At 68.2% G+C, this 25,450-nt stretch carries 21 protein-coding genes and 1 tRNA gene; 11 read left to right on the top strand and 11 right to left on the bottom strand.

The genetic code is table 11. The features are described from left to right. Nucleotides 1-7: 7 nt before the first annotated feature. Nucleotides 8-418: a thioesterase family protein gene (locus HUA75_RS09025; RefSeq protein WP_141645763.1), complete on the bottom strand. Its 411-nt coding sequence runs from the start codon at nt 416-418 to the stop codon at nt 8-10. A gap of 100 nt (nt 419-518) precedes the next feature. Here HUA75_RS09025 and HUA75_RS09020 point away from each other — a divergent pair, with 100 nt between their 5' ends. Beyond that, entirely contained in the window at nt 519-2,135 is a 1,617-nt protein-coding gene (locus HUA75_RS09020) for an alkaline phosphatase family protein (protein WP_174477722.1), read from the top strand. Between the two features lie 57 nt (nt 2,136-2,192). Here the strand turns inward: HUA75_RS09020 and HUA75_RS09015 are convergent, their stop codons facing one another. Further along, nucleotides 2,193-2,954: an alpha/beta fold hydrolase gene (locus HUA75_RS09015; protein ID WP_174486127.1), complete on the bottom strand. Its 762-nt coding sequence runs from the start codon at nt 2,952-2,954 to the stop codon at nt 2,193-2,195. Nucleotides 2,955-3,058: 104 nt separating this feature from the next. On the opposite strand from HUA75_RS09015, the gene HUA75_RS09010 reads away from it, so the two are divergent. Further along, nucleotides 3,059-3,760, top strand: coding sequence for a YafY family protein (locus HUA75_RS09010; RefSeq protein ID WP_254627466.1), 702 nt, complete (start codon nt 3,059-3,061; stop codon nt 3,758-3,760). Between the two features lie 7 nt (nt 3,761-3,767). On the opposite strand, the gene nadC is transcribed toward HUA75_RS09010, so the two are convergent. The 4 genes from nadC to HUA75_RS08990 form a co-directional block, all read right to left on the bottom strand. After that, on the bottom strand, nt 3,768-4,649 hold the full coding sequence (gene nadC / locus HUA75_RS09005) for a carboxylating nicotinate-nucleotide diphosphorylase (protein ID WP_174455614.1): 882 nt from the start codon (nt 4,647-4,649) through the stop codon (nt 3,768-3,770). An 11-nt stretch (nt 4,650-4,660) separates the two neighbouring features. Continuing rightward, nucleotides 4,661-8,479 (bottom strand): valine--tRNA ligase, encoded by a 3,819-nt coding sequence (locus HUA75_RS09000; protein ID WP_174486126.1) that lies wholly within the window; start codon nt 8,477-8,479, stop codon nt 4,661-4,663. A gap of 66 nt (nt 8,480-8,545) precedes the next feature. Continuing rightward, the gene (locus HUA75_RS08995) at nt 8,546-9,838 is read right to left on the bottom strand and encodes a PleD family two-component system response regulator (protein WP_174477718.1); all 1,293 of its coding nucleotides are present in this window, start codon (nt 9,836-9,838) and stop codon (nt 8,546-8,548) included. Between the two features lie 117 nt (nt 9,839-9,955). Further along, nucleotides 9,956-10,771 carry a chemotaxis protein CheW gene (locus tag HUA75_RS08990; RefSeq protein ID WP_141645757.1) on the bottom strand — a complete coding sequence of 272 codons (816 nt, stop codon included), beginning with the start codon at nt 10,769-10,771 and terminating at the stop codon, nt 9,956-9,958. Nucleotides 10,772-10,821: 50 nt separating this feature from the next. Here HUA75_RS08990 and HUA75_RS08985 point away from each other — a divergent pair, with 50 nt between their 5' ends. After that, the gene (locus HUA75_RS08985; protein ID WP_141645769.1) at nt 10,822-12,201 is read left to right on the top strand and encodes a diguanylate cyclase; all 1,380 of its coding nucleotides are present in this window, start codon (nt 10,822-10,824) and stop codon (nt 12,199-12,201) included. Between the two features lies 1 nt (nt 12,202). On the opposite strand, the gene HUA75_RS08980 is transcribed toward HUA75_RS08985, so the two are convergent. Then, the gene (locus HUA75_RS08980; RefSeq protein WP_141645756.1) at nt 12,203-12,595 is read right to left on the bottom strand and encodes a demethoxyubiquinone hydroxylase family protein; all 393 of its coding nucleotides are present in this window, start codon (nt 12,593-12,595) and stop codon (nt 12,203-12,205) included. A 149-nt stretch (nt 12,596-12,744) separates the two neighbouring features. Between HUA75_RS08980 and sinK the strand changes: the two genes are divergently transcribed. Both sinK and sinM read left to right on the top strand, forming a co-directional pair. Next, a complete protein-coding gene (gene sinK / locus HUA75_RS08975; RefSeq protein WP_174455878.1) occupies nt 12,745-14,256 on the top strand; it encodes a hybrid histidine protein kinase/response regulator SinK in 1,512 nt (503 codons plus the stop codon). Continuing rightward, the gene (gene sinM, locus HUA75_RS08970) at nt 14,253-15,416 is read left to right on the top strand and encodes a signal integration modulator SinM (RefSeq protein WP_174486125.1); all 1,164 of its coding nucleotides are present in this window, start codon (nt 14,253-14,255) and stop codon (nt 15,414-15,416) included. Before sinK ends, sinM begins: the two co-directional genes overlap by 4 nt. A gap of 114 nt (nt 15,417-15,530) precedes the next feature. Here sinM and groL read toward each other — a convergent pair whose 3' ends face one another. Together groL and HUA75_RS08960 are read right to left on the bottom strand one after the other, a co-directional pair. Next, nucleotides 15,531-17,183 (bottom strand): chaperonin GroEL, encoded by a 1,653-nt coding sequence (gene groL / locus HUA75_RS08965; protein ID WP_141645753.1) that lies wholly within the window; start codon nt 17,181-17,183, stop codon nt 15,531-15,533. Nucleotides 17,184-17,352: 169 nt separating this feature from the next. After that, nucleotides 17,353-17,709, bottom strand: a complete 357-nt coding sequence (locus HUA75_RS08960) for a response regulator (protein WP_174455618.1) — start codon at nt 17,707-17,709, stop codon at nt 17,353-17,355. Nucleotides 17,710-17,800: 91 nt separating this feature from the next. Here HUA75_RS08960 and HUA75_RS08955 point away from each other — a divergent pair, with 91 nt between their 5' ends. Further along, nucleotides 17,801-18,874 carry a metallopeptidase family protein gene (locus HUA75_RS08955; protein WP_174486124.1) on the top strand — a complete coding sequence of 358 codons (1,074 nt, stop codon included), beginning with the start codon at nt 17,801-17,803 and terminating at the stop codon, nt 18,872-18,874. Here HUA75_RS08955 and HUA75_RS08950 read toward each other — a convergent pair. Continuing rightward, on the bottom strand, nt 18,828-19,856 hold the full coding sequence (locus HUA75_RS08950) for an NAD-dependent epimerase/dehydratase family protein (protein ID WP_254627465.1): 1,029 nt from the start codon (nt 19,854-19,856) through the stop codon (nt 18,828-18,830). The two genes, HUA75_RS08955 and HUA75_RS08950, sit on opposite strands and share 47 nt — an antisense overlap. A gap of 81 nt (nt 19,857-19,937) precedes the next feature. On the opposite strand from HUA75_RS08950, the gene HUA75_RS08945 reads away from it, so the two are divergent. From HUA75_RS08945 to HUA75_RS08925, 5 genes are all read left to right on the top strand, one after another. After that, the gene (locus HUA75_RS08945; protein WP_174486123.1) at nt 19,938-20,561 is read left to right on the top strand and encodes a TetR/AcrR family transcriptional regulator; all 624 of its coding nucleotides are present in this window, start codon (nt 19,938-19,940) and stop codon (nt 20,559-20,561) included. Nucleotides 20,562-20,601: 40 nt separating this feature from the next. Then, nucleotides 20,602-20,700 (top strand) — tRNA-Sec (locus HUA75_RS08940). 757 nt (nt 20,701-21,457) lie between these two features. Beyond that, nucleotides 21,458-22,834: an AHH domain-containing protein gene (locus HUA75_RS08935; protein WP_174477715.1), complete on the top strand. Its 1,377-nt coding sequence runs from the start codon at nt 21,458-21,460 to the stop codon at nt 22,832-22,834. A gap of 15 nt (nt 22,835-22,849) precedes the next feature. Next, the gene (locus HUA75_RS08930) at nt 22,850-23,446 is read left to right on the top strand and encodes an imm11 family protein (RefSeq protein ID WP_141645749.1); all 597 of its coding nucleotides are present in this window, start codon (nt 22,850-22,852) and stop codon (nt 23,444-23,446) included. 341 nt (nt 23,447-23,787) lie between these two features. Next, a complete protein-coding gene (locus HUA75_RS08925) occupies nt 23,788-24,657 on the top strand; it encodes a HEAT repeat domain-containing protein (RefSeq protein WP_254627464.1) in 870 nt (289 codons plus the stop codon). An 84-nt stretch (nt 24,658-24,741) separates the two neighbouring features. Here the strand turns inward: HUA75_RS08925 and HUA75_RS08920 are convergent, their stop codons facing one another. Next, nucleotides 24,742-25,434, bottom strand: coding sequence for a glutathione S-transferase C-terminal domain-containing protein (locus tag HUA75_RS08920; protein ID WP_174486122.1), 693 nt, complete (start codon nt 25,432-25,434; stop codon nt 24,742-24,744). Nucleotides 25,435-25,450 lie beyond the last annotated feature (16 nt).

The raw sequence follows: 25,450 nt of genomic DNA, 5'->3' as shown, positions 1-25,450 counted from the left end.
TGCTCCTTCAGGTTCCTGCGTTCGGATGTTCCAGCAGCCGGGCCACGGACTCCGGCAACCGCGTGGGCTTGCCGTCGCGCCCCACGCACGCGTGCAGGGTACGACCGGTGCACAGCAACGTGCGCGGCTCGCCCTCGCGGAAAAGCTCGTAGGTGAACACGACCGAGGCCCGGCGCAACTCGCTCACCATCGCGCGGATGATGAGCACGTCGTCGTAGCGCGCGGGGGACTTGTACGCGCAGCTCGCCTCCGCCACCGGCAGCATCAACCCGGAGCTCTCCATCTCCCGGTAGCTGCCTCCGCGCGCGCGGAAGTACTCGCTCCGGGCGAACTCGAAGTAGCGGAAATAGTTCGCGTAATAGACGACACCCATTTGATCGGTGTCACCGTAGATGACGCGCAGTCGGGCCTCGACCATGAGGGCGCGGACCGTAGCAGGGGCTGACTGCCGCCGTCCAAGACGCCGAAGCGCTTGGCGGTTGCATCTTCCCCGTCGGGCAGTGCAGCTTCTTGGACGTATGATTCGCGCCCTCGTCCTGACCGCCCTGCTGGGTTCGCTGCCCGCCGCCGCGCGTCCTCCCCGACTCACCCTGCTCATCACCGTGGACGCGCTCGGCAGCGACGTCTTGTTGCGCAACCGGCCTCGGCTCCAGGGCGCGTTGGGTCAACTGCTCGACAGTGGCGCCTACTTCCCGTACGCGCGTTATGCCTACGCGAAGTGCCGCACCGCGCCGGGCCACACCACGCTGGCCACGGGCACCAACCCCTGGCGTCACGGCATCGTGGACAACCGGTGGGTGGACCGCTCCACGGGGAAGCTCGTCTATTCGTTCGTGGACCCGGCGCATCCGGTGCTGGAGGCGACGCTCAAGCCGGGCCAGGACGCCAGTCCCGCGAACCTCATGGCGGAGACGCTCGCGGACCGGCTGCGGATGGCCACGCAGGAGCGAGGCAAGGCGGTGGCGGTGTCGCTCAAGTCGCGCTCGGCCATCGCCCTGGCGGGCCGGCTGGGACAGGCCTGGTGGTTCGACGACGGCGTGGGGAAGTTCGTGACCGGCACCTGGTACACGAAGGAGTTCCCCGAGTGGGTGAAGCAGCTCAACGCGCGGAAGATCCCGGAGTCCTCCTTCGGCAAGACCTGGGACTTGATGCGTCCGCGCGCCGAGTACATCGGCGAGGATGACCGGAGCTACGAGGCGGACTCCTATGGCCTGGGCCGCACCTTCCCCCATCCGCTCACCGGCGGACTGAAGGAGCCGGGGCTCAACTTCTACAAGGCGTTCGGCGTGTCTCCGGACTCGCACACCCTGCTGGTGGAGGCGGCGAAGGCGGCCATCGTCGGAGAGGCGCTGGGGAAGGACGCGGTGCCGGACCTGCTCGCGGTGAGCTTCAGCGGGACGGACAACGTGTTCCATGAGTACGGCCCGTACTCGTGGGAGATGCAGGACACGATGCTGCGGCTGGACAAGGCGCTCGGGGACCTCATCTCCGCGGCCGAGCGCGCGGCCGGTGGACGCGCCAACCTGACCATCGCGCTGGTGGCGGACCATGGTGGAGCGACGGCGCCCGAGCAGTGGGCAGCCGCGGGACTTCCCGCGCAGCGGATGAACCCCAAGACTATCAGCGAGGGCATCTCCGCGATGGTGAAGGAGCGCTTCGGCCCGGACGTCACGGTGATGATGGAGGAACTGGACGTGTACCTCGGCGGTCCCGCGCTGACGTCGGGCAAGGTGGATGGCGCGCAGGTGCGGCGCGCGGTGGCGGACTGGTTGCTGAAGCAGCCCCATGTCGTCGCGGCGGTGACGCGTGAAGAGCTCTTCTCCGCGCCGGACCCGGCGGGCTACCTGGCTCCCCTGCGCAAGGGCTACTACCCGGAGCGCAGCGGCGACGTGGTGTATCTGCTGCGGCCCTTCCAGGTCGTCTACTTCGACCCGGAGGGAAGCACGCACGGCTCGCCGTATTCATACGACTCCCAGGTGCCCGTGGTGTTCGCGGGCAAGGGCATCAAGCCGGGGATGTACATGACGGAGATCGACCCGGTGGACGTGGCGCCCACGCTCGCGGCACTGCTTGAGATGGGGATGCCCGCGTCCACGGAGGGCAAGCCTCGCGCGGAGATTCTCACGGGGAAGTGAGCGGGATTCGAGGCATGGGACCTCCCGCGTGAGGTCCCCGCCGACGGGACGAGCAGCTCAGCGCACCGATGCGAGAAACCCGTCGAGCACGCTGTTCACCCAGGCCGGTGCATCGAGCTGCACCCAGTGCCCGGTGACAGGCTCCACCTTCTTGAACGGCAGCTCGGGCACCCGAATCTGGTACGCATCCGGACCCTCGTTGTGCGCCGTCATGACGGACAGCTTGGGCCCCGGATAGCGACGCAGCGCGGAGACCGGGTCGAACGTCAGGAGCGAACCCAGTCCCGACCGGACCGCCACCTGAGCGGTGGCACGCAGTCCTCCGAGCACCTGCTCCCGGACCTCGGGCCGCGAGGGGGCGAGCATCGGCGCCCAGTACTCCTCGACGACCTGAAGCCACGCCTCGGTGCCCAGCACCGCCATCAGCCCCTGCGCCTGCTCTTCTGGAATCAGTCGTCCATCGGAAGCAGGGTCGAGCAGCAGCAACCCCGCCACGCGCGACGGATGCGCCGCGGCGTAGGCCGTGCAGACCGCTCCGCCCAGGCTGTGCCCCACGAGCACGAACCGCTCCAGCTTCAAGCCATCCACCACCGCCGCCACGTCCGCCGCGAAGTCCTCGACGGAAATCGCTCCCTCGGTGGGGACCTCGGACTGGCCGTGGCCTCGCAGGTCCAGCGCCAGCGCCCGACGTGTCTCGCGCAGGTGCGAGAGCTGGGCCGCCCAGTGCTTCGTGCTCCCAGCGCTGGAGTGGACGAACACCACCGGAAGCCCACCCACACCACCGTCATCCACGTACAGCGTCCCAGCCGGGCCCTTCATGACGACCTCCTCGATTCAGGGGCGCGTCCAACCGCGCCATGAATCCTTGAGTACGGCCCATCCCTGTCAGAATCTGTCAGCAAATGGCACGCGTCAGCCGAGTCATGCGTCTGGTCGACTTTCTCCGGGGCCGGGAGGCCACCACCGTCGCGGAGATTTCCGCCGCACTGGGGGTGAGTCCGCGCACCATCCACAGGGACCTCGCCACCCTGCGGGAGCAGGGCCTGCCCATCGCAAGTGACACCGGGCCGGGAGGCGGCGTTCGCCTGGAGCGAGACAGGGGTGTCACCGCCGTCCACCTCGGCGTCGAGGAGGTCGTCGCGCTATGGCTGGCCGCGAGCCTGTCGTCGACGGGGAGCGCGTTGCCGTGGGGGAGCGCGGCGCGCTCGGGGCTCGACAAGCTCTTCGCCAGCGTGCCGAGGGAGCGCTCCCGGAGCATGCGCGAGCTCTGCCAGCGCGTGGTGGTCGGCCGCCCCGCGACAGCCCGCGTGCTCTCGGAGCTGGGAGCACCTCCCGAGGAGCTGCTCGCCATCTTCGAGCAGGCGTTCCGCGAGCAGGTGTGCCTCGCCTTCGACTACGAGGACCGCCACGGGAAGAAGAGCCGCCGCTGTGTGGAGCCACACGGGCTGCTCGTCGAGTCCCCGGTCTGGTACGTGCTGGCACGCGACGTGGAGAAGTCAGCGGCGCGCATGTTCCGGATGGACCGCGTCCACCGGCCCAGGCTGGTGCCCGAGCGCCGCTTCACGCCTGACATGGAGGGGCTCAAGGCCCAGGCCCTCGCTCAGCGGAGCAAGGGCCCGGAGTGAGTGGGGCTCAGCCCTGCGAAGGGGCGGCGCGCGGACGGCGCGTCTTCTTCGCGGCGGTGATTTCCAACGACAGGTCCATGGCCCGCGCCGAGTGCGTCAGCGCCCCCATGGAAACGAAGTCCACGCCCATCTTCGCCAGGCGCGGCAGCCGGTCCAGGGTGACGCCACCGGACACCTCGAGCGGAACACGCCCGGCCGCCAGCTTCACGGCCTCGCGAATCTGCGCGTCGTCCATGTTGTCGAGCATCACCACATCGGCGCCGTGCTCGAGTGCCTCGGCGAGCTGCTTGAGGTTGGTGACCTCAATCTCGATTTTGCACAGGCGAGGACCGTTCGCCTTGGCGAGCCGGAGCGCCTCGGAGATGGAACCACCGACGGCCGCGATGTGGTTGTCCTTGATGAGCACGCCATCGAAGAGACCGAAGCGGTGGTTGGTGGCGCCGCCCATGCGGACGGCGTCCTTGGCCAGCACGCGCATGCCAGGGGGCGTCTTGCGCGTGTCCAGCACCTGCATCTTCGAGCCGCGCACCGACGTCATCGCCTGCTGAGCCAGGGTGGCGATGCCGGCGGCGCGCTGGACGAGGTTGAGCGCGGTTCGCTCGGCGGCGAGCAGCGAGCGCAGCCGCCCGTGACACCGGGCGGCCACGACCTTGGGTTTGATCTCCTGGCTGTCCTGGCGGAGCAGCTCCACCTCGACGTCCGGGTCGACCTTGTGGAAGACGCGCGTGAAGGCCTCCAGCCCCGCGAGCACCAACTGCTCTTTGGCGACCAGCTCGGCACTGCCCTCCGCGTCAGGCGGAATGAGGGCCTGCGAGGTGACGTCTCCCGCCGCCCCCAGGTCTTCGTCAAGGGCGAGGTCGATGAGCCGATCGAGGTAATCCTGCTGCACGTCTCCTCCTGCTACCGCCGGGCCTTGGCCCGTGCCGAGGGCTTCGCCCGGGTGACCTTCTTGGCCGCCGCCTTCTTCGCGGAGGACTTCTTCGCGGGAACTCTTCCGCCCGCCTTCTTGGCCGCCGCCTTCTTCACGGGAGCCTTCTTCGCCGCGCTCTTCTTCGAGGAAGCCTTGCCAGCCGCGGCCTTCTTCGCCGCGCCCTTCTTCGCCGAAGCCTTGCCACCCGCGGCCTTCTTCACCGCGCCCTTCTTCGCCGAAGCCTTGCCACCCGCGGCCTTCTTCACCGCAGCGGCCTTCTTCACCGCAGCGGCCTTCTTCGAGGAGGCCTTACCACCCGCCGCCTTCGCGGCAGCCCCCTTCTTCGCGGGAGCCTTGGTGCTCGCGGCCTTCGCGGAGGCCTTCTTCACCGAAGCCTTGGTGCTCGCGGCCTTCGCGGGAGCCTTCTTCTCCGGAGCCTTCTTGGCGGGAGCCGGGGTGCTCGAGGCCTTGGCGGGGGCCTTCTTCGCCGCTGCCTTCGCCGGGGCGGCCGTAGCCACGGTCGGCTTCTCGCTCGAAGCCTTCGGGGCCTTCACGGCCGCCGGCTTCGCGGGAGCTTCGGTGGCCTCGGAGGCGGCAACAGCCTGGGGCTTCGCCTTCTTGCCACCCGTGCGCGCGAGCTTGGACGCCGTGCCCTTGGCCGGAGCCTCGCGGGAGTCGCCGCCCTCCTTCGCCTTGCCGAACTCGCGCATCGCGTCGTCCACGAGCCCCATGCTCATGTACGCGACGCCCAGATCATGGTGGTCCGTGGGAGACAGGCCTTCCTTCGTCCCCTCGCGCAGCTTCGCCAGCGCGTCCTGCACCTGGGGGTCCTCCTCGGGCACGCGGCCCTCATCCCCCATCTCACCCTTCAGTTCCTGGCCCAGGTCCACGCCGCCCTTGTCTTCCTTCGACGGGGCGACCTTCACCTGGGCTGGCTGGGAGGGGGAGGCACTCTCCTCGGTGGACGTGCTGCTGCTCTCGGTCGGCAGATTCTCAGGCATGGACGGCTCCGGGGCGATCCGCTGCAGGTGATCTTCGAGCTTGGCCTTGCGCTCCTTCAACTCCTGCACGCGAGCGCGGTCCTTCTCCACCACGTCGGGCGGCGCCTTGGCCACGAAGTTGGGATTCTCCAACTTGCGCAGGATGCTGGCCGCCTCCTGCTCCGAGCGGGCCATCTCCTTGCGCAGCCGGTCCCGCTCCGCGTCCAGGTCGACGAGCCCCGCCAACGGCACGTAGATCTCCAGATTCGTCGCCATGAAGGCCGCCGCCTGGGGCGGCTTCGGGCCCGGAGGACCCACCTGCACGTCTGACAGGCCCGCCAGGGGCAACAGGTAGCCGCGCCAGCGCTCCAGCAGCTCGCGCGTGCGAGCGTCCGGGCTCTGCACCACCGCCTTCACCTTGGTGGCCGGAGACAGGTTGCTCTCGCCTCGGATGGTGCGCAGTCCCTCGATGGCCGCGATGACCGGCGCCATCTCCGACTCGGCCGCCTCGTCCACCAGCGCCGTGTCCGGCGTCGGGTACGGGGCAATCATGATGCTCTCCGTCGGCCGGGTCATCGGCAGCTTCTGCCAGATCTCCTCGGTGATGAAGGGCATGAACGGGTGGATCAACCGCAGCACGCGATCCAACGCGTAGACGAGCACCGCGCGCGTGGTGTCCTTCGCCGCCGGGTCCTCGCCATAGAGCGAGCCCTTGGCCAGCTCGATGTACCAGTCGCAGAGCTCCGCCCAGAGGAACTGGTACAGCGTGGAGGCGGCCTCCGCGAAGCCGTAGACCTCCAGCGACGCGCTGGCCTCCGACGTCGCGCGCTGCAGCCGCGAGAGAATCCACCGGTCCGCCAGCGTGAGCGGCAGCTCCTTCGGCGAACGGCCGTCGTACTGGTACCCACCCATGTTCATCAGGGCGAAGCGGCTGGCGTTCCACAGCTTGTTGCAGAACGCCTTGTAGCCGGCGAGCCGGTCCATCGACAGCTTGATGTCGCGGCCCTGCTGGGTGAGCGAGGCGAGCGTGAAGCGCAGCGCATCCGCGCCGAACGCGGGCATGCCCTGCGGGAACTTGTTCTTCAGCGTCGCGTTGAGCTGCTCGGGCTTGGCGCCGAGGATGACGTCCAAGGGGTCGATGACGTTCCCCTTGACCTTCGACATCTTCTCGCCCTTCTCGTCGCGCACCATCGCGTGCAGGTAGACGGTGCGGAAGGGCACGTCGCCCATGAAGTGCAGGCCCATCATCATCATCCTGGCGACCCAGAAGAAGATGATGTCGTGGCCCGTCTCCATGACGGACGTCGGGTAGAAGGTCTTCAGCTCCGCGGTGTCGCGAGGCCAGCCCAGCGTGGAGAACGGCCAGAGCGCGGACGAGAACCAGGTGTCCAGCACGTCCGAGTCCTGGACGAAGCTCTTGCCGCCACACTTGGGGCAGGACTCCGGCATCGTGCGCGCGACGATGGGCTCCGCGCGAGCGAAGTCCACGCCGCCCACCTTCACCGTCGGGGCATCCAGCGGCAGGTCCGTGTCGTCACCCTGCCGGGGGCTGCACGACGTGCAGTAGTACGCGGGAATCTGGTGGCCCCACCACAGCTGGCGGCTGACGCACCAGTCGTGGATGTTGCGCATCCAGTGGAAGTACGTGTTCGTCCACGCCTCGGGGACGAACTTCGTGCGGCCCTGCTCCACCGCTTCAATCGCGGGACGCGCCAGCGGCTCGATCTTGATGAACCACTGCGGCGACAGGCGCGGCTCCACCACGGTGGTGCAACGCTGACAGGCGCCGATGGACAGCTTGTGCGGCTCTTCCTTCTCGAGCAGCCCCTGCTCCTGCAGGTCCGCCAGCACCGCCTTGCGCGCCTCGAAGCGGTCCATCCCGGCGTACTTGCCGGTGTCCTTCGTCATCCGCGCCGCTTCGTCCAGGATGGACACCATCGGCAGCTTGTGACGCAGGCCCGTCTGGTAGTCGTTGAAGTCGTGCGCGGGCGTCACCTTCACCACGCCGGTGCCGAACTTCGGGTCCACCAGCTCCGCGTCCGCGACGATGGGAATCTCGCGCCCCGTCAGCGGCAGGACGACGAGCTGGCCGGCCAGCCCCACGTAGCGCTCGTCCTCGGGATGGATGGCCACCGCCGTGTCGCCCAGCATCGTCTCCGGGCGCGTCGTCGCCACGGTGAGCGTGCGGTCGCTGCCCTTGATGGGATAGCGGATGTGCCAGATGGAGCCGTTCTTCTCCTCGTGCTCGACCTCCAGGTCGCTCAGCGCCGTGCGGCACGAGGGACACCAGTTGATGAGCTTCTGGGCCCGGTACATCAGGCCCTCTTCGTACAGCCGGACGAAGACCTCGCGGACCGCGGCGGACGACGGCTCGTCCATGGTGAAGCGCTCGCGGCTCCAGTCCAGCGACGCCCCCAGGAAGCGGTGCTGTTCGCCGATGCGGGCGCCGTACTTGCCCTTCCACTCCCAGACGCGCTTGAGGAACGCCTCGCGACCGATGTCGTGACGGCTCTTGCCCTCGGTCTTCTTCAGCTCCTTCTCCACCACCATCTGCGTGGCGATGCCGGCGTGGTCCGTGCCGGGGAGCCAGAGCGCATTGAAGCCGCTCATCCGCTTCCAGCGCGTGAGGATGTCCTGGATGGTCGCGGTCAGCGCGTGACCGATGTGCAGGCTGCCCGTGACGTTGGGCGGGGGCAGGACGATGGAGAAGGCGGGCTTGTCGGACGTCGCCGCGGCGCGGAAGTAGTCGCGCTCGAGCCAGAAGGCATAGAGGCGAGCCTCGACCTCGGTGGGCTCGTAGGCCTTGGACAGTTCGGTCGTATCGGTCATTGAAGACGGCCAGCCCCCTGAGGGGGCCGGCGGGGAAGTCAGGAGGTTTGCGGCGAGAAACTCGCCTCAGTGCTGCGTCTCTCGGTCCTTGATCAGCCGCTCGAGCTCCTGGCGGATGATCGTCTCCGCGAGCTGCGGTACGACCTCCCAGGCAATCTTCTCGATGACCTCACGGGAAGCCTTGGACAGCGCCTCGCGCAGCAGGGCCTCGCCCCCATCCGCCGCGGGACGGGCGACCGGAGGCCCCCGCTGCGCCGGAGCGGCCGGAGCCACGGGCCCACCCATGTCGAGCGAGATCTCCTCCGCGCCGCTCGTGTCGGGCAGCGAGTCCTCGATGCTGATGGCGGGCTGCGCGGCCACGGGAGCCGGAGCGGCGGGAGCGCCCAGCCCGAACGGATCCCTCGCGCGGGCCGCCGGCTGCGGCGCGCCCCCCTGGATGGGAGGAAGCGGCGTGGCGCCCGGAGGACGCGGCAGCCCCCCCGGCATCCCCGGCCCCGGAGCGCCAGGACGGGCCACCATGCCCGGAGCCCCAGGGCCCGGCGGCATGCCCGGACGAGGAGGCATGCCCGGCGCGGGAGCACCCGGCGGAGGCGGCACACCCGGACGCGCGACGGCGCCCGGCGGCATGCCCGGCCCAGGAGGACGCGCACCCGGTCCCGGCGGCATTCCAGGCCCAGGAGGACGCGCACCCGGCCCCGGCGGCATTCCAGGCCCGGGAGGACGCGCACCCGGCCCCGGCGGCATGCCAGGACCCGGAGGACGCTGCGCCATGCCCGGCCCCGGCGGCATGCCAGGCCCCGGAGGACGCGGCGCCATACCAGGCCCCGGCGGCATGCCCGGCCCGGGAGGACGCGCACCCGGCCCCGGCGGCATGCCAGGACGGGCACCCACCGGCGCCGCGACGGGCGCGGGCTGCGGCGCCACCGGAGCGGCGGGCGTGGCGGAAGGACGAATCACCTGCGTGGCGATGGAGGCCGGCAGCGTGTTGGACTTCTGGCCGACCAGCGCCTTCACCTTGTCGAGCAGAATCTGGCTCTCGAAGGGCTTGGTGACGTGGTCGTCCGCGCGGGCGGCGCGAGCCCGGTTCTCGTCGAAGGCCTCGAAGGTGCCCGCCAGCAGCATCACCGGGATGCCCTGGGTGGCGGGGTCGTTCTTCAGCGCCTCGCAGACCTCGTAGCCGCTCTTGCCCGGCATCGTCACATCGGCGAGGACGACGTCCGGGCGCATCTCGCGCACGCGCGAGATGGCGTCCAGCCCGTTGTCCACCGCGGTCACCTGAAAGTCCTCGGTCGCGAAGATCATGCCGATCACCTTGCGAATGGTGAGCGAGTCATCGGCGACCAGCAGATTCTTGGGCATCGGTATCGGGCCTCGGGGGCGTCGACCCCCCTGAATTCGTTGAGAAATCCGGCCGAGAAAACCTTCTTCACGGCACGGTATCAAGCCCGGCAGCTTACGGTTTGCGCTCCGGGACGATCAAGAAAACATGCGCTGCAGGTCAAGGAACAGCACTGGCTCCGGCAATCCAGGGACGCGGAAGCTTCCCGCGGTGTCGTCCGGCTCGAAGCGCTGCAGGACACCCAGCACTCGCGTGGCCGTCAGCCCTACGTTACGCCCCGCCAGTTCCGCCAGGAGAAAGAATGGCTCGGGCGCGGGGGGAGCCCCCAGCAAAGCGGGAACCGAACAGATGGGCCACAGGACCTGGGCATGCGGAAAGATACCGGCCACCGGTCCGCTCTGCACGGGCAGGACGCTGAAGGACTCACCCCGCTCCACCACCTGGGACACGAAGGCCAGGGGGACGCCGAACAGGCGCCCCTGTGACTCGAAGACGAGCGCCCGCTCGGGCACGGACTCGGCCCAGTGCACGGGGCGCGGGGGAGCAGGCGTGGCCCGAGGCCCCACCCGATGCGGCAGCGCCTCCGCGATGAGCTCCAGGTACAGCCGCTCCTTGTGGAGCACCGCGCCCCGGCTCAGCGGCGCCAGCGAGTCCGCCAGGCCCGAAGGCAACAGGAAGAACGGCGCGCGCGCGACATCCGCGACCTCCACCACCGAGCGGACCCGCACCGCGAGCGTGGGACTCACGTCGAGCACCACCACCATGCCCACGTCCGGCTCCGGCGCGCCGCCGAGCAGCGCCGCCAGATCCTTCACCTCGAGCACGCCTCGCAGGTTGCTTCCATGGGAGCCAGGCATCGCCACTTCCATGACGGATGTGGCTTCCACGGCATAACGGGTCTCCCCGGCTTCGACGAGCAAGCAGAGTCGGCGACCGCTTTCGAAGGGCGACACGGGAGCGACCCTAGCAGCGTTCCGATGGATGGTGCTAAGCCATGCGGGAGATGGCGCGCATCCTCCTCGTCGACGACGAAAAGATCGCCCGCACCCTCTACGGCGACTACCTCACGGCCGTGGGGCACACCGTCACGGCGGTGGCCACGCTCCACGAGGCCCGACAGGCGCTCGCCGCGGACCGCTTCGACGCGGTGGTGACGGACCTCATCCTCCCCGGTGGCGACGGCATGGAGGTCCTCCGGCACGTGCGGGAGCGACACCCGGGCGTGGAGGTCGTCGTCATCACCGGCCTCGACAAGGTGGACCCCGCCGTGCGCGCCATCAAGAGCGGCGCCGCGGAGTACCTGGTCAAGCCCGTGGCGCCAGAAGCCCTGCAGCACGCCGTGCGCCGCGCGCTCACCACCCGCGACCTGATGCGGGAGAACGCCTCCCTGCGCCGACATGTCGCGCTGCTGGAGGCCGGGCAGCGACTGGCCACGACGCTGGACCGGGAGAAGCTGGCCACCGCCACCACCGGCGCGCTCGAGTCCATGGGCTCCGCCAACGCCATCGTCCTGCTGGAGCGCGACGCCGCGGTGGGCCTGCGCACGCAGGGCACGCGCGGGCTGCCCACCGGCGCCGAGGAGACGGTGGTCGCCTGGCTGCGCGAGCAGCTCCTGGAAGCGCGCTCCCCTCGCGAGCTCGAGGTGCCGGACGTCCCCTTCCAGCGAGTCCTCACCTTCCCCGCCGTCGAGGGCGACGCGGTGCTGGGGCACGCGGTGCTCTTCTACGCGGACGCCCGCGACAGCGAGGGCAGCGCCTCCGAGGCCGCCAGCTACCTGGTGCGCAACTGGGCGCTGGCGCTGCGCAACCTGGGGCGCTTCGCGGCCGTCGAGGACCTGGCGTACATCGACGACCTGACGCGCCTGTTCAACACGCGCTACCTGCACCTGATGTTGGACCGGGAGTTCCAGGACGCGCCCCAGACGCACCGCCCCTTCAGCCTGCTGTTCCTGGACCTGGACCACTTCAAGTCCATCAACGACAACCACGGCCACCTCGTCGGCTCGAAGCTGCTCGTGGAGACGGCGCGCGTGGTGAAGGGCTGCGTGAGAGACCACGACGTCGTGGCGCGCTACGGCGGCGACGAGTACGTGGTGATGCTGCGCAACACCGACTCGGGCGGGGCCCTCAAGGTCGCCGAGCGCATCCGCCGCACCATGGAGACGCATCGGTTCCTGGCGCGCGAGGGGCTGTCGCTCAAGCTCACCACCTGCATCGGCGTGGCGAGCTTCCCCGAGCACACGCGAGACAAGGCCACGCTGCTGGATTTGTCGGACCGGGCCATGTACCGCGGCAAGCGCGGCACCCGGAACGTCGTCTACATGGCCGCGCAGGACCTGGAAGCCCCCCCAGCCGAACGTCGCCAGGGAAGCACCGGCACCTAGCTCAGGGCCGCATGCTGCCGACGGTGAGGCGCTTGACGATGCTGGGCTCCGGCGCCTCGGCGCTGGCGCCCTCCTTGCCCACGGCCTCCACCGACTCATGCGGGGCACCGGAAATGATGAGCTTGAACTTCTCCACCGCCTCCTGGGCGTGCTGGGCCTGCTCGGGGTCCAACCGGGCGATGAGCTGCCAGAAGAGGGCGGCGTGCTCACGCTCCTCGTCCATGACGTGCCGGAGGACGGCCTTGGCCTCCTCGTTGTCGGTGGCGTCGATGTGGGCGGCGTAGAGGTTGATGGCATCCAGCTCCGCCTCGATGTTGAGCCGGATGGAGCGGGCCAGCTCGGCGTCGGTCATCTTCCGAGGCACGAGGGAGTGGAACGGGTCGGTCTGCGGCATGAGAGGCCCTCCGAGGCCGGGCGACGGCGTCCAGCAGGCTGGGCGACGCGGGAAGAACGCGGGGAGCATCCGCGTCCCCGGCGGGCCGGTCAACGGATTCCCTCCAGGCGCGTTGCGTGGGATGGGCCGCCTCCGTCATGCTTCCCGACATGGAGATTCCCGCGCCGCTCGCCCAACTGCTCCAGGCCCTGGACGCGGGGGACCTGCCAGCCGCGCGCACGGCCGCGGCGGCGCTCCAGCGCTCCGGCCTCCACGCCACCCAGCTCGCCGCGGAGGTGCTCCACGAGCTGCGCCAGCCCCTGCTCGGCGTGAAGGCCTATGCACAGCTGCTTGCCGAGGACGGCGGCCCCTCCGGCCCCCTGCGCCTCTTGATGTCCCAGGTGGAGCGGATGGAGCAGATCGTCTCCGACTTCATCCGGCTCGCCAGCGAGCGACATGCGCCGCAGCAGCGACTGTCCCTGGCGGCGCCCATCTGGGCCGCCGCGAAGCTCTTCAGCGTCAACCCCGACTCGGCGCGAATCTCGCTGGAGGTGGAGGCCCCGGAGGACATCTCCGTCCAGGGAAACTCGCGCCTCATCGAGCAGCTCACGCTGAACCTGCTCAACAACGCGCGCGACGCCATGTCGGGGCGTGGACGGGTGAAGGTGGTGCTCACGCGCGAGGGCTCTGCGCCCGTGCTGTACGTGGCGGACTGGGGCCCGGGCATCCCCGACGAGCTGCGCGAGCGCATCTTCGAGCCGTACGTCACCGCGAGCAAACGCGGCACGGGACTGGGGCTCGCCGTGTGTCGACGAATCGCCGAGGAGCACCATGCGCGCATCGACCTCGCGCCGCAGGGCGCGCTGCGGGACGTGCCGGCGCCGGCCACGGTGTTCCGCGTGCAATTCCCCGCCTCGGAGACGGCACCCGGGCCGCGCAAGCGCCTGCTGGTGGTGGATGACGAGACCATCATCCGCATGGTGTTCCGCGACTTGATGGGCAAGGAGTGCGAGGTCATCGAGGCGGCGAGCGGCGAGGAGGCGTTGGACCTGCTGCGCGAGGCGCCCGTGGACCTCATCGTCACGGACAAGAACCTGCCGGGCCTGTCCGGGCTGGAGCTGGCACAGCAGGCGCGCCGGCTGTCCGCCACGTCTCGGGTCATCCTGATGACGGGCTATCCGTCGCTGGTGACGACGCAGCAGGCGCTGGAGCTGGGCGTGGTGGACTACCTGCTCAAGCCCTTCGACGACATTCGCGAGGTGCGCACGCTCTTGCGCTCCACGCTGGCGGCGCCGCCCACGCAGCCCGGCGCGGCGGCCCAGGTGAAGCGCGTGGACGTGCTGGAGGACAACCCCGCCACCGCCGCCCAAATCGCCGAGGCGCTGGAGTTGATTGGCCTGGAAGCCCGCGTGCTGCCCACCTCGGAGCTCATCGCGCTGGAGCCGCCCGCGGGCGTGGTGGTGTCCTGGGACTTCGCGCCGGCCTATGGGCGCAAGGCGCTGGAGCTGGGCAAGGCCATGGCCCAGGGAGCGCCCTTCGTGGTGCTGGCCGAGCACCTCACCATGGAGACCGCGCTGGAGTCGCTGCGCGCGGGGGCCTCGGCCTGTCTGCCCAAGCTGCTGTCCGACACCACGGCGCTGAGCCGTGAGCTGAGCCGCGCGTTCAAGAAAGGCGTCCCATGAGGCTTGCGCTCCTGTCCGTCCTGCTGCTGGGTGTGGCGTGTTCCTCAAACAAGCCCCCGGTGCAGGGCGAACCGGACGCGAGCGGCCCGGAGGACTCGGGCTCGGACGCGGGGACGCAGCCAGACGGAGGCGTGGACCCTGGCGACGGCGGCTCGGGTGATGACGGCGGCACGGGCGCCGACGCGGGGCCCGGTGAGGAGGACGCGGGAAGCTGCGAGCCACCTCCGTCGGTGCGGGAGTCCCTGCTCGTGCCCGGGCTGAACAACCCCCGCCGACTCGCCGTGGACGCGACGGACATCTACATCTCCGAGTCGCACTCGCTGCGGCCCCAGGCCGACGACGGCGATGGTCAGGTGCTGCGGCTGTCTCGCGCGGATGGCGCGGTGAGCTCCGTCGCCAAGGGCTTCCGTTCCCCGGACGCCATCGCGGTGGACGCGAAGAACGTCTACGTGCTGGACCAGGGCGGACTGTGGCGCGTGGACAAGGCCACGGGCGAGCGAGGGCCCGTCCCCATCGAGGCCTCGTTGAACAGCGTCATCACGGGAGGCACCGATATCCGCATCGGACGCTTGTCCGGAAAGGACGTCCTCGTCGTGGCGACAGGGGCCCGGCGCCTCGTCCGAGTCGACACGACCGGTGCCACACCCTCGTCCCTGGTGCTCTTCGAGGGCACCGTCGACACCCAGGTCCGTGGCGCGCGCATCGACGGCACCGACGTGTGGTTCCTCGTCACGGGAGGCACCGAGCCAGGCCTCTACCGCGTCCCCCTGGACCTGGACACGCCGGCCCAGCGCGTGGATGCGAGCATCACCACGGGCACCTCGCTGGAGCTCACGCCCACGCACTTCCTCATCACCGAGGGCGGCGGAGGCACGGGCCGGCTGCTCAAGTTGCCCCGCGCTGGCGGCGAGGCCCGCGTGCTCGCCGAGGGCCTGCAAGGACCGCTGTTCCCGGTGGAGCTGAACGGCGCCGTCTACTTCAAGGACGCCGTGCCCCGCTCCTCCGCCTTCCTGCGCCGGACCCGGGGCTGTCCTCCCGGCACCTCCGACGCGGTCGGCCCCGAGGGAACCGGCCCGGGTGGACTCATCGCTGACGGCGACACCCTGCTCTTCACATCCCAGGAGAGCGGCACCGGGGGCGCCGTCGGCCGCGTTCCCTGAAGTTCCATTCCCTACGAAAGACAACGGCCCCGGCGCCTCGAAAGAGGCATCCGGGGCCGAGGCCAGCTCACCCACCACACCCCAGGCCGTGAGGCCCGGGACGCGGAGCGTGGCTCAGTACTCCATGTCGTCGCCGCCGTAGTCCGGCATGCCGCCGCCGCTACCACCGCCGCTGCCGCCCTTGGACTTGCCCTTCTGGCGCTCGGCGACCATGGCCTCGGTGGTCAGGAGCAGCGAAGCGACGGAGGCCGCGTTCTGCAGCGCGGTGCGCTCCACCTTGGTCGGGTCGATGACGCCGGCCTTCTCCAGGTCCTCGTAGGTGTCCGTGCGCGCGTTGTAGCCGAACGCGCCCTTGCCCTCGCGAACCTTGTTGATGACCACGGCGCCCTCGACGCCCGCGTTGCTGGCGATCTTCCGCAGCGGCTCCTGGAGCGCGCGACGGATGATATCCACGCCGAAGTTCTGCTCGCCGCCCGGCTTGAGCTGCTCGAGCGCCGGCAGCGTGCGCAGGTAGGCGACACCGCCGCCCGGGACGATGCCCTCCTCGACGGCCGCGCGAGTCGCGTGCAGCGCGTCCTCCACGCGGGCCTTCTTCTCCTTCATCTCCGTCTCGGTGGCCGCGCCGACGTTGATGACGGCCACGCCGCCCACCAGCTTCGCCAGACGCTCCTGGAGCTTCTCGCGATCGTAATCGCTGGTGACGGTGTCGATCTGGCCGCGGATCAGCTTGATGCGGCCCTCGATCTCCTCCTTCTTGCCGTTGCCATCGACGATGGTGGTGTTGTCCTTGTCCACCGTGATGCGCTTGGCGCGGCCCAGGTCGTTCAGGGTCAGGTTCTCGTACTTGTGACCCAGCTCCTCGCTGACCACCATGCCGCCGGTCAGCGTGGCGATGTCCTTGAGCATCTCCTTGCGACGGTCGCCGAAGCCCGGCGCCTTCACCGCGGAGACGTTCAGCACGCCGCGAATCTTGTTCACCACGAGCGTGGCCAGCGCCTCGCCCTCGATGTCGTCGGCGATGAGCAGCAGGGGCTTACCGGAGCGCGCGACCTGCTCCAGGATGGGGACCATGTCCTGCATCGAGGAGATCTTCTTCTCGCTGATGAGGATGTACGGGTCCTCGGCGACGACCTCCATCCGGTCACGGTTCGTCACGAAGTACGGAGAGATGTAGCCGCGGTCGAACTGCATGCCCTCGACCACTTCGAGCGTCGTCTCCAGGCCCTTGGCCTCCTCGACGGTGATGACGCCCTCCTTGCCCACCTTCTCCATCGCGTCCGCGATGATGGTGCCGATGGTCTCATCCCCGTTCGCGGAGATGGTTCCAACCTGGGCAATCTCCTTCTTGTCGGAGGTCGGCTTGGAGAGCTTCTTCAGCTCCGCCACCACCACCTCCACCGCCTTGTCGATGCCGCGCTTGAGGTCCATCGGGCTGTGGCCCGCGGCCACCAGCTTCAGGCCCTCCTCGTAGATGGACCGGGCCAGCACCGTCGCCGTCGTGGTGCCGTCGCCCGCCTTGTCGGAGGTCTTGGACGCGACCTCCTTCACCATCTGCGCGCCCATGTTCTCGAACCGGTTCTCGAGGTCGATCTCCTTGGCGACGGTGACGCCGTCCTTGGTGACCGTGGGCGAACCAAAGCTCTTCTCGATGACCACGTTGCGGCCCTTGGGACCCAACGTCACCGCGACCGCGTCCGACAACGTCCGGACGCCTCGCAGGATGGCCTCACGCGCGGACTGGTGGAAGAAAATCTCCTTCGCTGCCATCGCAACCTCCTGATGTTACTTGGAATTTTCGTGGATACTACGCAGGTCGTTAGCACTCGACCCTGGCGAGCGCCAACATAAGGGTCAGCCCAACGATGTCAACCAGGAAGGGCGGACGTGTGGGCGAGCGGACGGCCCGACGCGTGCCGGGGAGGAGCCTTTTCGGGGGCTACTCGGCGAAGCGCATCAAGGTGAGCAGCTGGCCCATGTCCAGGGGCTTGTTCAGCGTGAGGGCCACGCCCTTGCGCAGGCCGCGCTCGGTGATGTTCCCGTCCGTGCTGGCCGTCATCAGGAGCACGGGGATGGCCTGGAAGCGCGGGTCGGCCTTCAGCTGCTCGGTGAAGGTGATGCCGTCCATGTGGGGCATGATGAAGTCGGTGATGACCATGCCCACCTGGTTGCGCTCGAGGATGTCGAGCGCCTGGAGCGCATCCGACGCCGAGTACACCGTGTACCCATGCATCTCCAGGAAGCGAGAGAGCAAGGTGCACAGCTCGAGATCATCGTCGACGACAAGGATGTTCACGGGACGGAACGCCGCACCAGCACGGGCGGCGGAACGTAACAGCCGCCCCCGTCGTTGACAACGCACAGCGGGGCTTCTTATGAGCCGGGCCATGGAGAAGCGGACCGGGAAGCGATCGGGGTCGGGGGACCCGACGGCGCGGCTGGAGGCGGTGTCGGACGCCTTCGAGTCGGGTGACATCGAGGCGGCGCTGGCACAGGTGGAAGGTCTGCTTTCGGACGCGCCGGAGCTGCCGGAGGCCCTGCACTACCGGGCCGCGGCGCTCGCGGAGCTGGGACGGCTGGAGGAGGCGGGCCGCGCCTATGGCCAGGCCCTCAAGGTCGCCCCCGAGGACCTGGAAATCCTCCTGGGCGCCGCGGACTGCCTGGTCTGCCGGGCCGGCGAGGACCGGGAAGCGGTGGAGGAAGGCCTGGGCCTGTGCGCGCGGGGCAAGCGCCTGGCCCAGCGCGAGGACGACGTGGAGATGCTCTACGAGTTCCTCCTCCTGGAGGGCATGGGGCTCAACCAGATGGGTGAGTCCGAGCAGGCCCTGCTGAGCCTGGACGCGGCGCTGGGGCACGTGCCGCGCTCGGTGGACGCGCGGCTGGAGCGGGGCATCGCCTTGTTCGAGTTGTGCCGCTTCGACGACGCGCGCACGGGCTTCGAGGCGGTGCTGAAGGACGCGTCCGACGAGGCGTGGGCGCACCACTACCTGGGGCTGATGGCGGAGCGGCGGGGGGACGAGAAGGAGGCCAGGAAGCGCTTCGCCAAGGCGCAGTCACTGGCGTCCGAGGAGTTCCCGCCCCCCGTGGAGCTGGCCGAGGCGGAGTTCGACCGCGCCGTGGAGGACGCGGTGAAGGCCCTGCCCCAGCATGCCAAGCAGTACCTGGACAACGTCACCATCGCGGTGGAGGACCTGCCGTCGGAGGAGGACCTCCTGGGGCAGTCCCCTCCCCTGTCTCCGAGCATCCTCGGCGTCTTCCGGGGAACGCCCGTGGGCGAGCGCAGCGTGACGAACGCGTATGACCACTTCCCGGCGTCCATCGTGCTGTACCAGAAGAACCTGGAGCGCTTCGCGAAGACGCGCGCGGAGCTCATCGAGCAGATTGGAATCACGGTGATGCACGAGGTCGGTCACCTCATGGGGTTGGACGAGGACGACCTGTGGCTGCGGGGGCTGGACTGACGGCGGCGGCCGCGCGCCGTTGCTTCAGCGCGGCGAGCGTCTGGCGGATGCCCTCGGCGTAGGGCGTCTTGGGCACGTCGCCGAGCAGGTGGCGCAGCTCCGAGTCGTCCATCAGCACGGGCTGGGTGTGCAGGTAGTGCATCTCCACCAGCTCGCGCATGAACGGGTCGAAGAGGCCGACGAGGCGAATCATCCCCTTCCCCATCGTCATGACCTTCGTGGGGCGGCCGACCTGTCGGTAGGTTTCCTCGACGAGCTTGCGCTGGCTCGTCACGCCCGCGCCGGCGAGGTTCCAGGAGCGGCCATAGGCGCGAGGCTCGTCCATCAGCTTCGTCACCACGGGGCCCACGTCGGGCACGTAGATGAACTCGTGCGGCGAGTCGATGGGGCCGATGAGCTGCGCGCGCTTGCCGTCCACGGCGGCGACGAAGGCGCGGTACAGGAAGCTGAGCTCGACGCCGGGGCCGTAGAAGTCGGGGAGGCGAAGGATGGTGCCGCGAATCGTGCCGGCGGCGTGTTCGGCCAGGAGGAGGTCTTCCTGCTCCTTGCGCATGCGGCCCTTGAAGCTGTTGGGCTCGCGCGGGTGGTCGTCCTTCACGGGCGTCGTGCGCGGCAGGCCGTAGGGGTAGACGGTGCCGATGAGGACCACCTGCTTGACGCCCTCGGCGATGGCTCCGTCGAGCGTCTTGCGCATCAGCACCGGGTGCAGGTGGAACTGCCAGTAGTTGACGCCGACCATGTAGACGAGGGTGTCGACACCGTGGGCGGCCGCGCGGACCGACGCCGGGTCCTCGGGGTTCCACGTCACGATTTCCGCGAGCGGGTCTGAGCCGAACTCGGCCTGCAGGGAGGCCTTCGAGCGGCCCACCACCCGATAGGCCCTCCCCTGCGCCTTCAGCGCGTTGGCCACGCTCTGCCCGATGACTCCCGAGGCTCCGAACAACGCCACCTTGCCGTCCATGATGCGCTCCGCTTCGAACATCGAGATTTTTATGAACACCGTTCCGTGAACACCGTTCATTTACTGGTGGCCGTTCGAATCGTCAAGCCCTAGGGTTGAGGCATGGGGATTTCGGAGCGAAAGGAGCGGCAGCGGGCGGAGCTGCGGGAGCAGATCCTCCGGGTGGCGCGGGACATGGTGGTGAAGGAGGGGTTCAGCGCGCTGTCGATGCGCAAGCTGGCGGAGGCGGTGGAGTACGCGCCCGCGACGCTGTACCTGCACTTCGAGAACCGGGAGGCGATTGCCCGGGAGCTGTGCGTGCGGGGTTTTGGGGAGCTGCTGGGGGCGCTGGAGCCGAGCTCGGCGGTGGCGGAGCCACTGGAGCGGCTGTCGGTGATGGGCGCGGCCTATGTGCGGTTCGGGCTGGAGCACCCGGAAACGTACCGACTCATCTTCATGGAAGACCCCAGGCTGTCGACCGAGCTCTTCCAAGGCGACTCGGATGGTGCGGGGCCTCGCGCTTTCGGCCTGCTGGCCCGGGTGTTCGAGGACCTGAAGTCAGCGGAGAGACTGGCGGCGGAGGCAGACCCGGGACGACTGGCCGAGGCCCTGTGGGCGGGGCTGCACGGCATCGTGAGCCTGAAGCTGACGTGCGCGGCGTTCCAGACGTCCGCGGAGGAGCTGCGAGAGACGCTGACGGAGACGCTGGTGCATGGGCTGCCGGGGCTGAAGCCCGCGGCACGGTGAGCGTTGACGGAGCTGGGAAGGCCCGGCACTAATCGGCCACGGTAGGGCCTCCGGACCTGGTGGCCGGCTTGGTCTTCAAAACCAATGAGAGGCGTCGAGAGACGTCTCTGGCGAGTTCGATTCTCGTGCTCTACCGCCATGTATCCCTTGAGTTCTCTGGCGCAGCCTTGCCTGGACCATGGGACAATCCAAACAAAGCCTCTACACATGACACAACCTTGGGCTTGCAGTTGCATCTCGCTTCATTGAAACCCTTGGAAGAGGCTGCGGACTTGTTATCTGCAAACCCTTCCCGCTTCAGTTCGACATCAACAGAAGGACCGACCCCTCGCTCTCCAGCTTTTCGAAGATCCAACAGCTTGCCGCGCGTAGAAAGCTTCAGCAGTATTGGGGGCGACTCGGATTTGAACCCATCAAAGGAACACCATACCTTGGGTTAAACATGGATTATCGCCATCCAACCCGGCTGGACCTTGGATTGGAATAGCTCACAATAGATTCAACACTGCCAACAAAATGCACGCCCGTTGCCTCCTTGGGCTCCAGGCCTGCGCCTGAGTGCATCGCTGACGATCAAGATGGGCACATCCCTGAAGACCCTGACCGTCCGGCAAAGGCTCTCATCACTCTCAAGTCGTCTGTTCGCTTCGTGTTGAAAGCAGAGGCGACGCCGGTGATGCAACCCGAGGGACGTTCGCGCTCAGCACTGGGGACCGAGCAGACTGCGCACGATCTCGCGCCCGGGCGTGGCGGTCCAGGAGGCACGCCGTCGGCCCCACCCGCTCCATCACAGGCAGTGTCAGCCCGGATCGCCTGTCAGCTCTATCTGGTATTACCCGACCCTGCGCTGCCGATGTGCTCCCGAGCGATGGGGGCCAGCGCCAGGAGGGCTCCACATGCTGCCACGATGGTCGATTCTCCTGCTGTTCGTGATGCTGGCCGGGTGCAGTAGCGCGACAAGATCGGTGCGTCTGGACACGGGTCCGGGCAAGCCCATCACCTTCACTCCACGCTCCGGTGACGCGGGACCGGTGGAACTGAACGAAGACGACTTCGAAGAGGCCGTGGCGAAGTTGGGCCGAGATGTGCCCGGGTCCACGCAGCCTCGATCGGACGCTCGGCGGCTGTTCTGGTTCCCTGCGAATGATGCGTACGCAGGCGCACGAGGGCGCATCGGTCTCGTGTCTGTTGGCTCGGAACTGGACTCGTACAGCGACCACCTCCCACCGATTGGGGCATGGAGGCCGGAGGCGGATTCAGAACTCACGCGCGCCTACGGCCGCTGGTGCAATCGGACGCAGCGCACCCGAGATTGTCTGCATCTACTGGAAGACGGCCCCACTCTTGGCGAAGAAGGAAAGCGCACCCTGGCCCTCCAGTTCGCAATGGGCTCGGTCATGGACGAGACCCATGATGCGCTGGGAAAGATGGTGGATCCGGTCGCTGTGCGGAACACCATCATCACGGCCATGGCCGTGTACCTCGGCCTCTGGTTGCTGCCCGAACCGGTGAGTAAGGGCGTGGCCGCCACCCTGACGGTCTGCCTCATCGCCTACTTGGGGGTGGACACCGTTTGGAACCTGGTCGCGGGGTGGCGGCAGCTTGCCGAGGACGTAGCAGTCGCCACGACCTTCGACGAGGTACGCATGGCTGGCGAAAAGTACGGCATGGTCATGGGCGAGAACGCGGCGCGCATCTTCATCATGCTCGCGACCGCCGCCATTGGGAGCACCGCAGGGCTGGCGATCAAGGCACCGGCGCTTCCGGGCTCGGCACAGGCGGTGCGGCTGGCCGATCTCCAGGGAGGCTTCCGGTTCACGGCGATCGCGGAAGTGGGCTCGGTGGCTATTCCCACCGAGGGAGCCGTCACCATCGCGCTCGCTCCTGGTGCGCTGGCCATGGCGGCACGAGGGACGAGCGCCGCTAGCACGGCCCCAGTGGACGCGGAGGGCCCTTGGCACCACGTCGCCTCCGACAAGTTCAGCACCTCCACCAACAACGGGGGGCCCTGGACGCCAAGGTACCAGGAGATCTTCGACCGGGCAGGCATGTCGCTCGACGATGCGGCGAACCAGGTCCGCGTCCCGCGCCACAAGGGGCCGCACCCAAGGGAGTACCATGAGGAGGTCTACGAGCGGCTGGACGAAGCAACATCGAGTTGCAAGAGCATCGAGCGTTGCCGGGAGGCGCTGACGAAGATCCTCGGTGCGTTGGCACGTGAGATCTCGAAGCAGGGGACCAGGCTCAATCGGCTGGTGACGCGAACCGAATGACGGAAGAATGACCTCATGCCGAAGCGGTTCTTCAAGTTGACCGATGATGTGTACATCTCCGGCCGGTGGGAGCTGGGGCATCCTCTGGATCACGAGGGCCGGAAACTCGATGACCCGTGGCAGTTCAGGATCGGGCAACGGGCTCAGTCGGACGAGCGCATCAAGATCCCCATCAAGATCTCCGGCAAGCCGCTCGACTATTCCCACGCGGCCTTCAGCATCCCCGTCGTCCACGCCCGCGTGGCCTCCCTCTTCACAGAGGTGGCACCCGACGACGTGCAGCTCATCCCTGTGGAGATCGACTCCCAGCCGGCTCAGCACTTCATCCTCAACGCCACCCGATTGGTGAAGTGCATCGACGACGCTGCGTGCGAGGAGGTGCGTTACTGGACACTGGAGGACGGAATGCCCGAGAAGGTGGGGACGTACTCCTCGGTGTCCGGGATGCGCATCGACACGGCGAAGGCGGAAGGCGCAAAAGTGTTCCGCACCTGGGGCTGGACCGTGGCCTTGATCGTGTCCGAGGAGATCAAGGAGGCCCTGGAGCGCGCGGGCCTCACCGGCGCGAAATTCACGGACGTAACCGGCCCCGGGCCAGCCAATGGCCCTTGACCCATGCCGTCCCCACCCTCGTACCCAAGATGGTCGGACGCGGGTGGACCTCAATGGACGCTCCACCTGCCCCGCTCCAGAGGGAAACCGGCCGACCCTCAATCCCTAAACGCCAACCATTGCGAACAAGGGACTGGGCGCAGGTCCTGTTCCCACTCCACGAAACAGCAACGAGACAGATGTCTTCGATTAACCCAAGCACATCCCGCGCCCTGATTGTGGGTCACCCGAACCACTGTCAGAGTCCGCATTGACGCGCGGTTAGCGCAATTCACCACAGGCTCAATCCAAATCGAAGCGCCCACTCGACATGAACAATGCAGTCGTGCATTTGAACTCAGATGGCCGGCAGCCTCGACACGCATAGGGACATCATGAGTCATCCAGAACGCGACGATGAGAGAAGCACCGAAGCGCTCATCCAGGCATCACTCGAGGGTGAAGAGGATGACGAGCGTGCCTGGGCAGCCATCCGAGTGCTGCATTTCCGGGGAACGCGCGACGTGCTGGACGCCGCCCTGCGCCTTCTTGACGCTCCCTCCGCGAAGGCTCGGGGGCGCGGCGCGGATATCCTTGGCCAGCTTGGAGCGAGTAGCCCTGGATCTGTCCCCGTCTTCACGGAGGAGCGTGGCGAGGCGCTGTTGGGCCTGCTCCGGCGGGAGGAAGACCCGGCTGTCCTTCTGTCAGCAGGCGCTGCACTGGGACACCTCAGGGAGCCTCGTGCCCTTTCCGAACTCATCCGACTGGCGAGTCACCCCACTTCCGAGGCTCGGTATGGCGCGGTGCACGGCCTGGCTGCCATGGATGCACCGGAAGCTGTCGAGGCGCTCATCAGGCTCTCGTCCGACGAGGACCGCGACGTACGGAACTGGGCAACCTTCGACCTGGGAACGCTGAGGGAGGACGTGGACACACCGCAACTGCGTGATGCGCTCGCAGCGCGCCTCGGTGAGGAGGACTCAGAAATTTTCGGAGAAGCCCTCGTAGGTCTCGCGGCTCGCAAGGACCCACGCGCTGTCGAGCCCGTACGCGCCGCGCTGTGTGGCAATCCGGTGACGGTGTACACGCTCGAGGCCGCTGCATCCCTTGGCGACCCGGAATTCTATCCGCTGCTCCTGGCCCTTCGCGATTCATCGGCCAAGGCGGATGGCTACTTCTTGAGCGTCCTCGATGACGTCATCTCCCAGTTCGAACAGAGAAAACAGCCATGAGACCGTGGTAGCTCTCTTCGGAATGCATTCTGGCAGCCATCCCCCCACCGGCATGTCAATGCATTGCGGCACGGAGCGCCATCGCTAGCCCGGCCGCACGCTCAAACCGGCGCGAGCCAGGCGTGGTGGGTCCTCGAACTCCAAGAACGACTGCCCCCCTGCCGCGCGCAGCATCTCCTCCACGGCAGTCCGGTTACAGCCTGTGAGCGACCTGAAATAGTCGCGTGCTCGCTGCAGCATCCAAAGACTGTACGGACTGACGATGCGCTTGCCCTCCTGTCCTTCCAGGACGAACGCGCCCATGCCAATGGCGCGCGGCAGGGTCTCGCCAGGATGCGCCCCCATCCACTCGCTCACACGCCGCGCGGTATCGGCGAGCACGGGCATCTGCTCGATGAACATCCGACGTAGAACCGCGAGCAGCGTCACCGGCGCCTCATCGGCCGCCCGAAACTCACCCGACAACGGCATGGGGTGCAGCATCCGCTCGACCCATTGCGCGACTCGCGGCGCCACCCGGCGCAGGTGCTCACCACTCTTCGGATCCCGGTACTGGTGTGCATACAGGGGACCGAAGAGTCCAAAGTCACCCATCGACGGGCGGTCACCCAACAGGAAGTCATTGTGCTCGAAGTGCCTGGACAGCTCCGCGAGCAACCCTTCGTAGGACGCCTCGATGGCGGCATGCATGTGCGGCTCCGCCCCCAATCGCACGGCGGCCTTGGCAAAAGCCGCCGCGAGGCGGATTCCCGTTTCCAGTTGCTCCTCGGGTGTCATCAAGGCTGCCGCCGCC

The sequence above is a fragment of the Myxococcus sp. CA040A genome (assembly GCF_013336725.1).
Lineage (GTDB): Bacteria > Myxococcota > Myxococcia > Myxococcales > Myxococcaceae > Myxococcus > Myxococcus llanfairpwllgwyngyllgogerychwyrndrobwllllantysiliogogogochensis.
This window is presented reverse-complemented; position numbering and strand designations above follow the sequence as displayed.

Coding starts and splice junctions, on each gene's coding strand:
- HUA75_RS09025 (WP_141645763.1), bottom strand. CDS start 418: ATGGTCGAGGCCCGACTGCGCGTCATCTACGGTGACACCGATCAAATG.
- HUA75_RS09020 (WP_174477722.1), top strand. CDS start 519: ATGATTCGCGCCCTCGTCCTGACCGCCCTGCTGGGTTCGCTGCCCGCC.
- HUA75_RS09015 (WP_174486127.1), bottom strand. CDS start 2,954: ATGAAGGGCCCGGCTGGGACGCTGTACGTGGATGACGGTGGTGTGGGT.
- HUA75_RS09010 (WP_254627466.1), top strand. CDS start 3,059: ATGCGTCTGGTCGACTTTCTCCGGGGCCGGGAGGCCACCACCGTCGCG.
- HUA75_RS09000 (WP_174486126.1), bottom strand. CDS start 8,479: ATGACCGATACGACCGAACTGTCCAAGGCCTACGAGCCCACCGAGGTC.
- HUA75_RS08995 (WP_174477718.1), bottom strand. CDS start 9,838: ATGCCCAAGAATCTGCTGGTCGCCGATGACTCGCTCACCATTCGCAAG.
- HUA75_RS08985 (WP_141645769.1), top strand. CDS start 10,822: ATGGCGCGCATCCTCCTCGTCGACGACGAAAAGATCGCCCGCACCCTC.
- HUA75_RS08980 (WP_141645756.1), bottom strand. CDS start 12,595: ATGCCGCAGACCGACCCGTTCCACTCCCTCGTGCCTCGGAAGATGACC.
- sinK (WP_174455878.1), top strand. CDS start 12,745: ATGGAGATTCCCGCGCCGCTCGCCCAACTGCTCCAGGCCCTGGACGCG.
- sinM (WP_174486125.1), top strand. CDS start 14,253: ATGAGGCTTGCGCTCCTGTCCGTCCTGCTGCTGGGTGTGGCGTGTTCC.
- groL (WP_141645753.1), bottom strand. CDS start 17,183: ATGGCAGCGAAGGAGATTTTCTTCCACCAGTCCGCGCGTGAGGCCATC.
- HUA75_RS08955 (WP_174486124.1), top strand. CDS start 17,801: ATGGAGAAGCGGACCGGGAAGCGATCGGGGTCGGGGGACCCGACGGCG.
- HUA75_RS08950 (WP_254627465.1), bottom strand. CDS start 19,856: ATGTTCGAAGCGGAGCGCATCATGGACGGCAAGGTGGCGTTGTTCGGA.
- HUA75_RS08945 (WP_174486123.1), top strand. CDS start 19,938: ATGGGGATTTCGGAGCGAAAGGAGCGGCAGCGGGCGGAGCTGCGGGAG.
- HUA75_RS08935 (WP_174477715.1), top strand. CDS start 21,458: ATGCTGCCACGATGGTCGATTCTCCTGCTGTTCGTGATGCTGGCCGGG.
- HUA75_RS08930 (WP_141645749.1), top strand. CDS start 22,850: ATGCCGAAGCGGTTCTTCAAGTTGACCGATGATGTGTACATCTCCGGC.
- HUA75_RS08925 (WP_254627464.1), top strand. CDS start 23,788: ATGGCCGGCAGCCTCGACACGCATAGGGACATCATGAGTCATCCAGAA.
- HUA75_RS08920 (WP_174486122.1), bottom strand. CDS start 25,434: ATGACACCCGAGGAGCAACTGGAAACGGGAATCCGCCTCGCGGCGGCT.